Below are 14,093 nucleotides of genomic sequence, written 5' to 3'. Positions count from 1 at the left end.
TTACCTATTTGGGTCAATCTAGCTCATCTTAAGCTGGATTTTCATCATTTGTCAGCCCCGGCTAATTCTTATTCAATAGTGATAGAACTTATTATTAGATGAGGTTGGCTATGGACTCACAAATATGGGTAGTGGGTACGTTATTATCAAGTATCATTATTATCATCTTCACCATTGTAAAACTGAAAATACATCCTTTTCTGGCGCTATTATTAGCCAGTTTTTATGTCGGGCTATTAATGGGCATGAATCCCATTGAGATGGTTAATTCCATTGAAAGTGGGATTGGCGGGACGCTGGGCTTTTTAGCCGCAGTGATCGGGCTGGGCACTATTTTAGGCAAAATGATGGAGATATCGGGTGCGGCAGAGCGCATCGGTATCACCTTACAACGTTGCCGCTGGCTATCACCTGATGTCACGATGGTGTTAGTTGGGTTGATCTGTGGCATTACGCTATTTGTTGAAGTGGGTGTGGTGTTATTGATTCCACTGGCTTTTTCCATCGCAAGAAAGACCAATACTTCGCTATTAAAACTGGCAATCCCGTTGTGTACGGCGCTAATGGCCGTTCACTGTGTGGTGCCACCGCATCCGGCAGCCATGTATGTCACCAATGCGTTAGGGGCTGACATTGGCACTGTGATTGTCTACGGGCTGGTGGTTGGGCTGTCAGCATCATTAATTGGTGGGCCGTTATTCTTGCGGCTAGTGGGTAATCGACTGCCCTTTAAAGCGGTACCGCAAGCGTTCTCTGAAATTAAAGTGCGCAATGAAGATGAATTGCCATCTCTGGGTGCAACTCTATTTACCGTGTTACTGCCCATTATTCTGATGTTGGCGAAAACCGCCGCAGAACTGAATATGGAAAAAGGCACTCCGCTATATTCAGTATTATCGTTTATCGGTAACCCCATTACCGCCATGTTTATTGCCGCATTTGCGGCCTACTACATGCTGGGCATTCGCCAAAATATAGGTATGAGTACGCTGCTGGCTAAAACCGAAGATGGTTTCTCCTCGATTGCTAATATCCTGTTGATTATCGGTGCCGGTGGGGCATTTAACGGCATATTAAAAGCCAGTGGTTTAGCAGATACGCTGGCAGTGATTTTATCCAATCTGGATATGCACCCGATTCTACTGGCCTGGTTGGTGGCCTTGATTCTGCATGCGGCGGTTGGCTCGGCTACGGTAGCAATGATGGGGGCGACGGCGATAGTGGCACCGATATTACCAATGTATCCCAATGTCAGCCCAGAAATTATCACCTTAGCGATTGGCTCCGGTGCCATTGGTTTCACCATCGTCACTGACTCGCTATTCTGGTTGGTAAAGCAATACTGCGGTGCCACCCTTAATGAGACATTTAAATATTACACCACCGCGACGTTCATCGCCTCGGTGATCGCATTAGGTACGACCTTCCTACTTTCTTACATTATATGACCGAAAAGAGACATGCTATGAAACACACTGAAATTGATAAATTAATTACCGACTTTCCTTTGGTCAAAAAGCTTATCAATTTAGAGGAGGTCACTTGGTTTAACCCGTTATCGACCACATTGGCAGAGGGATTGCCATATGTTGGATTAACGCCGTGGGATGTGGCGGATGCCGAGGCACGGTTGCAACGCTTTGCGCCCTATCTGTGTCAGGCATTCCCTGAAACACAAAAAACCCACGGTATTATTGAATCTGATATCGTGGCGATTCCCACCATGAAAGAGACGTTGCAACAGCGATACGGCGTTGAAATTAGCGGTCGACTGCTATTAAAAAAAGATAGCCACCTGCCGATTTCTGGTTCGATTAAAGCGCGTGGCGGCATTTATGAAGTGTTAACCCATGCTGAAAAGTTGGCGCTACAGGCTGGGTTATTGGCCGAAACCGATGATTACAGCAAACTGTTCTCAGATGATTTCCGCCAATTTTTCAGCCAGTACAGTATTGCGGTGGGGTCTACCGGTAATCTGGGGATGTCGATTGGCATCATGAGTGCCAAGCTGGGGTTCAGTGTCAGTGTGCATATGTCTGCCGATGCGCGTGAATGGAAAAAACGCAAACTGCGGGAACACGGTGTAAATGTAGTTGAGTATGCACAGGACTACGGCGTGGCGGTGGCACAAGGGCGCAAAGAGGCAGAATCTGATCCGAATTGCTTCTTTATCGACGATGAGAACTCGCCAACACTCTTTTTGGGCTACTCGGTGGCAGGCAGCCGGCTGAAAAAACAGTTTGCCGAGCAGCAGATTGTGGTTGATGAAAACCATCCGCTGTTCGTTTATCTGCCTTGTGGGGTTGGTGGTGGCCCTGGCGGGGTTGCTTTCGGCCTGAAGCTAGCGTTTGGTGACCATGTGCACTGCATTTTTGCCGAACCGAGTCATTCGCCGTGCATGCTATTAGGTGTCTATACTGGCCGGCATGATGGTATCTCCGTGCAGGATATTGGTATCGACAACATCACCGCCGCAGATGGTTTGGCGGTAGGGCGGGCATCAGGATTTGTTGGCCGCGCTATGGAACATTTACTGGACGGTTTCTATACCTTAAGTGATGCTGAGATGTACGATCTGCTCGGCTTGCTAAATCGCGATGAAGGTATTCAGTTGGAGCCTTCGGCACTGGCTGGAATGCCGGGTGCGGCGCGGGTAAATCAGTGTTCTGACTATTTAAGTAATAACCACTTTAGTGCTGAGAAAATGCAGAATGCGACCCATCTGGTTTGGGCTACCGGCGGTGGGATGGTACCTGCCGAAGAGATGAAAAAGTATCTCGCAACAGCAAAGATTTGATTTCATGAGATGATAACAATATAAAAACGGGGTAAATGATTACCCCGTTTTTATATGGGGGATTATGTTATCGGCTGGGCGTCGCCAGCGATGGGAGATAGGTCAACATCGTTGCCGCCTTCTTACATCATAAAAGCAATTTGATCATGATAGCTCTCAGGGATCTGTTTGGTCGGTTATTGCGTTGCGGTAATGTGTGGTGCGACATCTTTATATCTATATTATTGATAGGGGAATTTAACTAAATCATCGCGCCATGGCGGATGAAAAGGTAAAGGGATGTCGCAATGGAAAGAATGGCGTTAGCTGCCGGTGGTGTCGCTGCTCAAAAATCGCCCGGTAGAATTATGCTCGCGGGCGGCGCGCTTGGCGTGGTTTTCGGCGATATCGGTACCAGCCCTCTCTATACACTGAAAACCGTCCTGTTGCTGTCAGGAAATAACCCGACACCTGCAGTGATAATGGGTTTGTTATCACTGATTATCTGGACACTGATTCTGGTTACCTCGGTAAAGTATGCCGTTTTCGCCATGCGTATTGATAACAATGGTGAAGGGGGCATTATGGCCTTAATGTCGCTGTTGGTACGTAAGGGGAAGGGGAACAAGTGGGTTATTTTTTCTGCTTTACTCGGAGCGGCATTAATTTACGGTGATGGTGCCATTACGCCAGCGATATCTGTACTCTCAGCCCTTGAAGGTCTGAAAATTGTTCTCCCAGACGCTCAACCCTATATTTTACCTGGGACAGTTATTATTTTGGTTGCGTTATTTGCTCTTCAGCCTTTTGGTACCGCAAAAATAGGCAAAGTTTTTGGCCCCATTATGGCACTGTGGTTTTTCGCTATTGCGGGGCTGGGAATATGGGGGATAGTTCAACACCCAGCAGTGTTGCTGGCTATTAATCCATACTATGGCATCAAGTTCTTGTTTTCCCATGGCTTTGCCAGCTTTCTGGTATTAGGCGGTATTTTCCTGTGTGTCACGGGGGCGGAAGCCTTATATGCGGACATGGGGCATTTTGGTAAAAAACCTATCTGGATGGCGTGGTTCGGTTTGGTTTTTCCCAGCCTGTTACTTAATTATGCCGGTCAGTCGGCGCTGATTTTAGCCGGTGCTGATATTTCACATAATATCTTCTTCCGCTTGTGCCCGCCGATAATGCAACTTCCGTTGGTGATTCTGGCGACACTCGCGACCATTATTGCCAGTCAGGCGATTATTACCGGCGCGTTTTCCATGACTCGCCAAGCGATTCAATTAGGGTGGCTACCTCGTTTGCGGATTAAGCAGACAGCCGCTGAGAGCTACGGGCAAATTTATATTGGCACGATCAATTGGCTATTAATGATAGTGACTATATTTCTGGCTGTATTCTTTAAATCCTCTGAAAACCTGGCCGCAGCTTACGGTATTGCAGTGTCGTTAACGATGTTGATGACGTCTGGTTTGTTATTTGTCGCTATGCGCAAGATATGGCGTTGGAATTTACCAACCAGTATGTTAGTGGCGGGGGGATTTCTGATTATCGATACCAGCTTTTTAATCGCTAATCTCATCAAAGTGTTGGACGGCGGTTATATCCCGCTGCTGCTGGCGACCGTGGTCTGTACAGTGATGTTGGTATGGCACCGAGGGGTTAAAGCAACCTCACTCGCTATCAGCGAGAAAGTGGTGGGAAGCGATGAATTCTTTAGTAAAATCCGCGATAAAAATATCCCTCGAGTATCGGGTTCTGCGGTGTTTTTGACCCGCACTCAGAATGAGATTCCCCCAGTCATGCGCTGGCATGTGGCCCGTAATCGCGCCCTACAACAGAAGGTGTTATCACTGACGATCACTATTTTGAATGTTCCACGGGCGGAGGCGGCAGAGCGGCTGGTGATGACCGAGCAAGCGCCAGATTATTGGCGCGGAACGGCACAATACGGTTTTATGGAGCGGCCGCATATACCGGCATTATTACAACGTATTGCCGATATGGATTGTCAGTTTGAGCTGGATGATGTGACCTATTATTTAGGCCATGAAACCATTGTGGGCCGTGAAGATGGCAGGGGATTACCGGCATGGCAACGAAGCAGCTTTGCTTTTATGGTCAGAAATTGCACTCATGTGACTGATTACTATCATTTACCCAGCGATCAGGTGGTAGAGATTAGCCGGCGGGTCGCTATCTAGCCAATTAAAAGCCGCCAGCGTAAAATTTTCCACTGGCGGCTGAGTATGTTACTGCGGTTTAACGTTTAGCCCTTACTGCCCCGGGCGGCAATAATCGTATCGGCGACATTACGTGGTGCTTCAGCATAGTGCTTGAACTCCATGGTATAGGTGGCACGGCCTTGCGACATGGAACGCAGCACGGTGGAGTAACCGAACATTTCGGATAACGGCACTTCTGCGCGGATAATCTTCCCGCCGCCAATCATCTCTTCCATGCCTTGTACCAAGCCACGGCGAGAGGAAAGGTCGCCCATCACGTTACCGGCGTACTCTTCCGGTGTTTCTACTTCCACACTCATCACCGGTTCCAGAATCACTGGTGACGCCTGTTTGACCGCTTCTTTAAAACCAAAGATGGCGGCCATTTTAAACGCCAGTTCCGATGAATCCACTTCGTGATAGGAACCGAAAGTCAGTGTTACTTTCACATCCACTACCGGATAACCGGCCAATACACCGGTATTGGTGGCTTCGAGTACACCTTTCTCTACCGCACCGATATATTCACGCGGGACCACACCGCCTTTAGTTGCATCAACAAACGCAAAGCCGCTGCCCGCTTCCTGCGGTTCGAGGGTAAAGACCACATGGCCATATTGCCCCTTACCGCCAGACTGCCGCACAAATTTGCCTTCGACGTCAGTCACGGTTTTACGCACAGTTTCACGGTAGGTCACCTGTGGTTTACCGATATTGGCTTCCACACCGAACTCACGTTTCATCCGATCGACAATTATCTCCAGATGTAGCTCGCCCATACCGGAAATAATAGTCTGGCCTGATTCCTCGTCAGTACGGATACGGAACGACGGATCTTCTGATGCCAACCGTTGCAATGCGATCCCCATTTTCTCCTGATCGACTTTGGTCTTCGGTTCAATCGCTTGCGAAATCACTGGTTCGGGGAACTCCATCCGTACCAAGGTAATCACGGCATCCGGGTCACATAACGTCTCGCCAGTGGTGACATCTTTCAAACCGACACAGGCCGCAATATCACCGGCGCAGATTTCATCGACTTCAATGCGGTTGTTGGCATGCATCTGAACAATACGGCCAATACGCTCTTTCTTGCCGCGAATCGGGTTATAAACGCTATCACCTTTTCGCAACACACCGGAGTAAACCCGCACGAATGTTAACTGGCCGACGTAGGGGTCAGTCATCAGTTTAAATGCAAGTGCCGAGAATTTTTCATTATCATCGGCGCGGCGACTGACTTCATTGCCCTCTTCATCAGTGCCACTGACCGGTGGGATATCGACCGGTGACGGCATTAGTTCAACCACCGCATCCAGCATCCGCTGCACACCCTTGTTTTTAAAGGCACTGCCGCACATCATGGGCTGTATTTCGCCCGCAATGGTACGGATACGCAAACCTTGGGTGACCTCTTCCAGCGTCAGGTCACCGGTCTCCAGATACTCGGTCATTAGCGCCTCAGAGGCTTCAGCCGCTTCAGCGACCATCTTTTCGCGCCACTCATTGGCGGTTGCCAGCAAGTTTTCCGGGATCGGGGCGTAACTGAATGTCATACCCTGAGAGGCTTCATCCCAGATAATGGCCCGCATCAAACGAAGATCTACCACACCGATAAAGTGCTCTTCACTGCCGATCGGAATCACAATCGGCACTGGATTGGCCTTCAGGCGGTCAATCATCATCTGCCTAACGCGGAAGAAATCAGCACCTGGGCGGTCCATCTTATTGACGAAAGCCAATCGTGGCACGCGGTATTTGTTGGCCTGACGCCAGACCGTTTCTGATTGTGGCTGTACGCCACCTACCGCGTCATACACCATGACTGCACCGTCGAGTACCCGCATGGAGCGTTCCACCTCAATGGTGAAATCCACGTGCCCGGGGGTGTCGATAATATTAATACGGTGTTCCGGTAAGGTACGGTCCATACCTTTCCAGAAGCAGGTCACGGCAGCCGATGTAATGGTAATGCCACGTTCCTGCTCCTGAGCCATCCAGTCAGTTGTCGCGCCACCATCATGTACTTCACCCAGCTTATGACTGACGCCGGTGTAGAACAGAATACGCTCAGTGGTGGTTGTTTTACCGGCGTCGATGTGGGCGGAGATACCGATGTTGCGATAGCGCTCGATAGGAGTTTTACGTGCCATATTAAGTCCTTAAAAGATAATGGCAATTTCGGGGCGGGCGGTTTGCTGCTCTGCCGGGAAGTTGTTAAGTTATGATCTTGGTTGATCAATCGGTCGAGAGCAGTATAGTCCAATTGTACGAATATACACGTACGATTTGATTATTTGTTCTTAAAATATGCAATAATGGCGGCATACAACGGCTGAGGTAGCTTTCAGCATGGCATGAGAATTAATTGTAGGGTCGAGATGGCGTATAGGCTATATTGCGGCGCGCTAAGCTGTGTAGCGGTAGCCAAATCAGGCGTGCTGGCCTGTCACTTATCTATAGGAATACTATGATTGCAAATCACCCTGAGCGTGAGCAGATCCGGCTGGAAAATGTGCTGACGGCTTTAGGTAATCCGCTGCGGTTAGCGGTAGTACGTAGGTTGGCGGCTGGTGGGGAGCATGCATGTGGCACCTTAGTGCAAGGGTTGTCTAAATCCACCCTGACCCATCATTGGCGCGTATTGCGGGAAAGCGGTGTTATCTGGCAGCGGCCTTGCGGGCGCGAGAGTTTGCTATCACTGCGACGCGATGATATTGATGCCCGTTTCCCCGGTTTATTGGATGTGTTGTTGAGCGCGGTGGAGAATGATGCAACCACCGATGAATCAACGGCGAAGCATCTGCCGGAGTGAGCTGAGGGCGACAGTGGCTATTTGCCGCCCTTAGTCAAAAGGTTAAATCTCTTGGGCGTGCGCCAAAACAAAATCTTCCGCTTCTTTCGACCACAAACCGTCGGTTTTACGCAAAATAGCCTGGAGTTGCTGTAATAACGGCAGCTCTTGTGATTGGCTCATCAACTCACTCAATGACGTCAGCGGGATATTTTTACCGGTATAGACCAATTTCTTACCGCCAATAATCTGCGGTAGATTTAAGGTGGTCTCTGCCGCGTCATTTAAACCCAGAATATGGGAGACCACTTTGCCGGCATTCACCTTCTTCGCTTCAATTAATTTTACTGCTTCGCGCATATCATCGGTATTACCGCCAGAGGTACCGACATAATGGGTAAATGAATAATGGATATCGTAGAAATTAACCGACGCCATAAAATTCTTATCCTGCGGGCCGGCAAAGAAATTAAAGCAGCCGTCCGGTGCCAATAAGCTTGAAGCCAAGGTGACTAATTCTGCGGAAGGTACGAAGACAAATATATCGTCGTAGCCTTTTCCGCCAGTCAAAGCCATTAAACGTTCAAACTGATCCTCTGTTTGTTTGGTATTGAGATAATGTACTGCTGTTGATGATTCGCTCGGATACAGGCGGGCGGCATAATCTAGTTTTTGCTGGTGACGGTCAGTTATCACCAGTAATTGTGGATTGACTGGCCCGTGCAGCGCGTAATCAATGGCCAATAATCCCATCGGACCAGTACCGCCGAGAATTAGCACATTCCCACCAGGTTTTATGCCCATCTTATGCTGGTATGTGCCGGGAATAAGATGGTAATTGGCGTTAAATGCGCCGATAACACAAGAAAGCGGTTCTACCAAGGATCCTTCGAAATAGCTTTCACCTTCATAAGGCAGCAGACAGTCTTGTTCCATCACCTCATTAGGGATAACCACATGGGTGGCTTCGCCGCCGACATAAGGGAATGAATAGCCTGGGCAGTCAGGGCGGTCGGGTAATTGCAAGTTGGCTTGAATCACATAACGGCTGCCGGGTTTAAATTTATGCTGCCATTTTTTACCCACTTGTAAAATATCGCCGCAAAATTCATGGCCGATAATAATCGGATTTTCTGCCACATTATCCGGCACCTTTTTATGCTCAGCCCCCAGATTGGCCTCTTTCCACGAAGAAAGACAAATACTGTCGGTCACTACTGTGGCCAGAATTTCATCATCATTTATCTCCGGTAAGATGAAGCTTTCCAGTCGTAGGTCATTCTTACCATATAAACGCAATGCTTTGGTCTTCATTTGGAACCACCTCAATCATTTTTAAATATAAAAAACAGCAGATCGAATAAAAAATCTCCCCGGCATAAATCAGGAAAGAATGCCAAGCCATGAGCCTAAAATACCAAGGCCAAACAAGGAGAAGATAAGCCAGATAGGGTTAATTTTACGTTTGAGTAATCGCATCATTAACAGGGTTAGTGCCAGTGCCAACAGGCCGGGACAGAGCTGATCCAGAATGTTTTGCACCGTCATGGTTACCGTGCTGCCGTCCTGTGCCGGTGTTTTCGAAATCACCAGTGGCACATTGATGCTGGTCCATTTGGTGACCAAAACCCCCATGATAAACAGGCCCAGAATGGACGCGCCTTCCGTCAGTTTTTGTAGCAGATTGCCGCCAAGGTCTTTGACGATATTGACCCCCTTGGTAAAGCCGTATTGCAGGCCGAACCATTTCAATGCCAGACGAACAGAGTTGAAGGATAAGAAGAACAGTATCGGGCCTAGTACATTGCCATTTAGCGCCAGCGAGGCCCCCAAGGCTGCGGTGATTGGGCGTAAGGTTCCCCAGATCAATGGGTCACCGACTCCGGCCAATGGCCCCATTAGCCCGACTTTCAGACTATTAATTGCCCCTTCATCAATGTCGGCCCCATTGGCTCGCGCTTCTTCCATCGCCGCCGTCACCCCGATAACCGGGCCACAGACGGCGGGAGTGGTGTTGAAGAACACTAAATGACGTTTTAAGGCAGCAACCTGATCTTCTTTCAGTGGGTACAAACGCTTGATTGCGGGCACCATGTCATAGCAAAAACCTAAGCCGTGGATACGTTCATAGTTAAAAGAGGCTTGTTGTAAGTTACTGCGTAAGAACATTTTAAACAGATCAGAGCGAGTTAATTGTTTGTGAGGTGTGCTCATTTCAGCGTCTCCTAATCTTCTAATTCATCAAGTTTGGCGTGGCTGGCTGACGTCGCAGGAGCCGCCGGTTTCTGATACAGAGGATTTAACTGGATATATAGCAAGGCAATAATCAGGCCGATGCCACCGAAGGCGAGCAGGCTGAAACCAAGGTAGCCACCGACAATAAAACCGAGGAAGAAGAAGGGCATAAGGTATTTCACACCCATCATGTTGAGTACCATGGCATAACCGACCACCACAATAAATCCGCCCGCGATTTGTAACCCATGGGTGACTACGGTTGGAATCGCGCTGAGCATGTGACTGACGGTATCGGCACTGACAAAGATGGATACGATCAAAACCGGTATCGCCACGCGCAGAGCCTGAACCAGTAGGGCTGAGACATGCATTAAGTCGATCATGGCAAAGTTGGCTTTTTCTGCGGCCCTATCTGCTGCGTGCTGGAAAACCACGGTAATGGTACGGGCGAACACTGTCAGCACCTGACCGGCTGCCGCCACGGGTAGGGCGATAGCAATCCCGGTGGCAATGTTTTGATGGCCGACAATCACCAGAATGGTTGAGATAATACTGGCGAGGGCGGAATCGGGGGATTGCGCCGCACCGACGTTCATCCACCCGAGGGCGATCAATTCCAAGGTACCGCCGAGAATCACGCCGGTGGTCATATCACCGAGGATCAGGCCAGTAATGGTACAGGCGATTAATGGCCGATGAGTTTGAAATTCATCCAGCACACTGCCCATACCGGCGATGCATGAGAAAATAAAGATTAAGATTATCTGTACTAAACTTATTTCCATGGTGGACCCCTTTCGGCAATATACTCCTATTAACCCTGGCCACTATCGCCATGGATTATCATTAAATAGTTTCATTGCCCAGGTTGAGTAATCGGATTTAAATGTTTAATAAAACCTGAGTTATTATTTGTCGGTTGTGTTAAATGTCGTTATTTAGACTCCAGTTCACGTATTTTTTTAATCACATCTACCTGAGGGTCGGAAGTGACTACCCGTAAATCCAAATGTACGCCACGTTCAGCTAATGCATAAAAGGCTTTAATATCCTCCTGATCAACTGATACTGCTTTAGTTAATTGCCTTTTACCTTGTTTAAATGCCATGCCACCAATATTAATAACTTCAATCTTCACGCCTTGATCCACCAGGCGCAAAACATCGGTCGGATTGGTAAATAAATAAAAAACCGTATCATTACTGTAATTAGGATTGTGGTAAACCGCGACGGCTTTTTCTATATTAACCACGTTTACTTTTATTCCCGGAGGTGCTGCCTGTTTTAATAACGTTTTACGAATATCATCGTTATAGACTTCGTCGCTACAGATAATAATCCGCCCAGCTTTGGCCTCTTTCGCCCATACTGTGGTGACCTGACCGTGAATCAGCCGGTCGTCAATTCTTGCCAGATTGATTTTCATATAAAGTCGGCCTCTTCTTCTTCGACATTCTGTAAGTGATGGAATGACTGCACACACTGCGCGCCGATTTCCAGTAAGTAATCAGCCAGTTCTATTACTGCCATCGAGTGCTGGTTATCGGCAATCTCCAGTGCCAGTGGTAGTGATAATCCACTGATAACTTGAATGTTGTGATTGTTGAATGCCAACCGTGCGGCAGCGTTGTATGGGCTGCCACCTTGCAAATCAACCGCAATCAGCCAAGAGCAACTGTCACTATGTGCCATCACATCCTGCATTTTTGTCACTAAATCTTCGGCATTTTCACCACGGTTAAATAACAGCGGGGTAATATTTTGTGTTTCGCCATACACCATATTGACGGAGTTAAGCATTGAAACCGCTAAATCACCATGAGCACAAAAAATGACACTAACCATCATACCTCCTGTTTAGCCTCGGGTTTTACCACCGGCAATGTTGTAGGTAACGCCGGTAATATAGCTGGCACGTTCGGATAATAAGTAAGTGACAAAATCAGCCACTTCTGATAGTTTTCCAGCCCGGCCAATTGGAATGGCATTCTTGGTATAACCGTCACGTAACTGCTCAACCGTTATATTACGGGTGTAGGCCAGTGCTTCTTCATAATCCAGGGTGCGCAAACCGGTTTTCTCCAAAATACCCGGCGCGACGCCCACCACACGAATACCGTATTTTCCCAGTTCTTTGGCCCAGGAGCGGGTAAAACTATATAGTGCGGCTTTAGTTGCGGCATAACAGCTTTGTCCTTCAGAGCCTTCTAATCCACTTTCCGACGTGAGATTAATAATGACACCGCGTTTGTTCTCAACCATATTGCGTGCCACGGCTTGTGACATCAGATACACCCCTTTCTGATTCACATTTACCATTTTTTCAAATTCGTTATCTTTCAGCTCATATTGGCTGTGGCTCTGTTTCGGATCGACCAGCAGACGGGGGAGATTAATCCCGGCATTATTAACTAATGCATCAATATGCCCATGTTGGGTTAGAATATTATCAATTGCAGTCTGTACACTGCTACGGTCTGAAATATCCAATTGAATAAAACTCAGCTGTGGATTATTTTTAATGTCACCGTCAAGTTTATTAACATCGGCTAATTGCACCTTGGCACCTGCCGCCAGTAACTCTTCCACAATAGCGTAGCCAATCCCTGATGCACCACCGGTTACAATGACAACTTTATCTTTTAAATTAAGCCAATCGTTCATAGAATTTCCCTGCTGTTCTGAATTTTGCTAATACTCAGCCATACACCCTAAGGCGCAATTAATTGAGTTTTTTGATATAAATAGGAAAAGTTAATCATGACTGACAGTAAACTTTTCCTCATGGTATTTCTTTAGCTGAACTTTATGCCGTTAGTTTGAGTATCTCCTCGGCAGTTTCTTTCGTGGTCACCAGACTATTAATATACTTTCCTTTAATTGCTCCGATGATCCCGCTGATTTTTTCATGGGAATGCGCAATACCGATGGAATAACGGGCTTTTTTAATTTTCTCTAAGTCGATAGTGATCGTCTTATCGCTAATGTAGGTTTCCACCGGGTTGCCCTGCAAATCGTAAAAACGCGAACAAATATCGCCAGCAACCTGTCGGTCATTAAAGTGATCAATAACATCACTGCCATAAAAAGCGCGCCAGGTGGAATTCCCCGAGATATTGGGTGAACCAATACCGAATATAGCGATATCCAGCCGCTGCCAATAGTCAGCGATAGCCTGATAATGCTGAGATTGCACAATGCCATCACGGATAACACTTTTCTCCAGAATTGCCGGGAAATCGATCAACAATGACTCGCCTTTTAATTTCATTGCGGCGCTATAAACCAGGGTATTCACATGATAACGGCTTTCGAGCTTACCTGAGGGGCCACCCACCATCGGGATACAGGTTAACTGACGCGATACCGGTGATATATCCATTTGCTCAATCAGGGTGGCAATCGCACTGCCCCAAGAGAAGCCGAGGATATCGCCATTTTCAATAATTCGGTTTAACAATGCGGCACACTGTTTTGCCATTAATATCAACTGATGTTCTGGCGATTGATCATGCTCTGAAGAGACGACAATCGCCTCACGTAATTTAAAACGCGACTTCAACTGCTGTTCCAGTAACAGATTCTCGTTATAGTTATAATTGATTGAAATAGTAACAATGCCCTGTTCGCGTACTTTTTTTAGCATTCGGCTGATACTGGTGCGATAAATACCGAGCGCGCGTGCTATCTCCGCTTGCGTGAAGTTTTGCTCGTAATACATTTGTGCAATTTTCACCATCAGGCGCAGATCGTCGCTCTTTTCCATTTTCAACCTCTTGCACATTTGTGCAAATGTCATTAAGTTATCTATGGCTTGATATAATCACTTTCCATTTTTGAAGTCAAAAGCACAATATAACGAATAACTCTCAATATCTTCCATAAAAAACCAATTCAAGCGCTATTACCCACTTTAGTTATCGCACAGATGTGCATTCATATTTAATGAATTGATTTATATTAAATAAATTGAAATAGGGTTTTTGTGTGCCGCAACGATCTTGACGACAAAATTTGGATTGTGATCACATTTTTATTTTGTGTGATATGGTTGGTTTTGCAC

Annotated in this window: 12 protein-coding genes; 4 read left to right on the top strand and 8 right to left on the bottom strand. The window is 47.3% G+C overall.

What is annotated here, in order from left to right:
* Positions 1 to 110: 110 nt before the first annotated feature.
* The 3 genes from dsdX to V1953_RS16975 all read left to right on the top strand — a co-directional run bounded on the left by dsdX (position 111) and on the right by V1953_RS16975 (position 4,977).
* A complete protein-coding gene (gene dsdX / locus V1953_RS16985) occupies positions 111 to 1,448 on the top strand; it encodes a D-serine transporter DsdX (protein ID WP_442851146.1) in 1,338 nt (445 codons plus the stop codon).
* A gap of 17 nt (positions 1,449 to 1,465) precedes the next feature.
* The gene (locus V1953_RS16980; RefSeq protein WP_083160345.1) at positions 1,466 to 2,797 is read left to right on the top strand and encodes a D-serine ammonia-lyase; all 1,332 of its coding nucleotides are present in this window, start codon (positions 1,466 to 1,468) and stop codon (positions 2,795 to 2,797) included.
* A 296-nt stretch (positions 2,798 to 3,093) separates the two neighbouring features.
* A complete protein-coding gene (locus V1953_RS16975; RefSeq protein ID WP_372569855.1) occupies positions 3,094 to 4,977 on the top strand; it encodes a potassium transporter Kup in 1,884 nt (627 codons plus the stop codon).
* A 65-nt stretch (positions 4,978 to 5,042) separates the two neighbouring features.
* Here the strand turns inward: V1953_RS16975 and fusA are convergent, their stop codons facing one another.
* Positions 5,043 to 7,151: an elongation factor G gene (fusA, locus tag V1953_RS16970; RefSeq protein ID WP_083160343.1), complete on the bottom strand. Its 2,109-nt coding sequence runs from the start codon at positions 7,149 to 7,151 to the stop codon at positions 5,043 to 5,045.
* A 317-nt stretch (positions 7,152 to 7,468) separates the two neighbouring features.
* Between fusA and V1953_RS16965 the strand changes: the two genes are divergently transcribed.
* Positions 7,469 to 7,813, top strand: a complete 345-nt coding sequence (locus V1953_RS16965) for an ArsR/SmtB family transcription factor (RefSeq protein ID WP_005181869.1) — start codon at positions 7,469 to 7,471, stop codon at positions 7,811 to 7,813.
* Positions 7,814 to 7,855: 42 nt separating this feature from the next.
* Here V1953_RS16965 and V1953_RS16960 read toward each other — a convergent pair whose 3' ends face one another.
* The 7 genes from V1953_RS16960 to V1953_RS16930 form a co-directional block, all read right to left on the bottom strand.
* The gene (locus tag V1953_RS16960; protein ID WP_442851145.1) at positions 7,856 to 9,106 is read right to left on the bottom strand and encodes a zinc-binding dehydrogenase; all 1,251 of its coding nucleotides are present in this window, start codon (positions 9,104 to 9,106) and stop codon (positions 7,856 to 7,858) included.
* A gap of 69 nt (positions 9,107 to 9,175) precedes the next feature.
* Complete coding sequence (locus V1953_RS16955; protein ID WP_083160339.1) at positions 9,176 to 10,006, bottom strand: PTS system mannose/fructose/sorbose family transporter subunit IID; 831 nt, start codon at positions 10,004 to 10,006, stop codon at positions 9,176 to 9,178.
* A gap of 11 nt (positions 10,007 to 10,017) precedes the next feature.
* Positions 10,018 to 10,815: a PTS mannose/fructose/sorbose transporter subunit IIC gene (locus tag V1953_RS16950; protein ID WP_193784718.1), complete on the bottom strand. Its 798-nt coding sequence runs from the start codon at positions 10,813 to 10,815 to the stop codon at positions 10,018 to 10,020.
* A gap of 149 nt (positions 10,816 to 10,964) precedes the next feature.
* Positions 10,965 to 11,456, bottom strand: coding sequence for a mannose/fructose/sorbose PTS transporter subunit IIB (locus tag V1953_RS16945; protein WP_372558090.1), 492 nt, complete (start codon positions 11,454 to 11,456; stop codon positions 10,965 to 10,967).
* Entirely contained in the window at positions 11,453 to 11,875 is a 423-nt protein-coding gene (locus V1953_RS16940) for a PTS sugar transporter subunit IIA (RefSeq protein WP_442821456.1), read from the bottom strand. The genes V1953_RS16945 and V1953_RS16940 overlap by 4 nt, the downstream gene beginning before the upstream one ends.
* A gap of 12 nt (positions 11,876 to 11,887) precedes the next feature.
* Positions 11,888 to 12,694, bottom strand: a complete 807-nt coding sequence (locus V1953_RS16935; protein ID WP_083160331.1) for an SDR family oxidoreductase — start codon at positions 12,692 to 12,694, stop codon at positions 11,888 to 11,890.
* A gap of 142 nt (positions 12,695 to 12,836) precedes the next feature.
* Positions 12,837 to 13,796 carry a sugar-binding transcriptional regulator gene (locus V1953_RS16930; RefSeq protein WP_083160323.1) on the bottom strand — a complete coding sequence of 320 codons (960 nt, stop codon included), beginning with the start codon at positions 13,794 to 13,796 and terminating at the stop codon, positions 12,837 to 12,839.
* Positions 13,797 to 14,093: the final 297 nt, after the last annotated feature.

This window comes from Yersinia sp. 2541 StPb PI (assembly GCF_052217145.1).
Lineage (GTDB): Bacteria > Pseudomonadota > Gammaproteobacteria > Enterobacterales > Enterobacteriaceae > Yersinia > Yersinia enterocolitica_E.
This window is presented reverse-complemented; position numbering and strand designations above follow the sequence as displayed.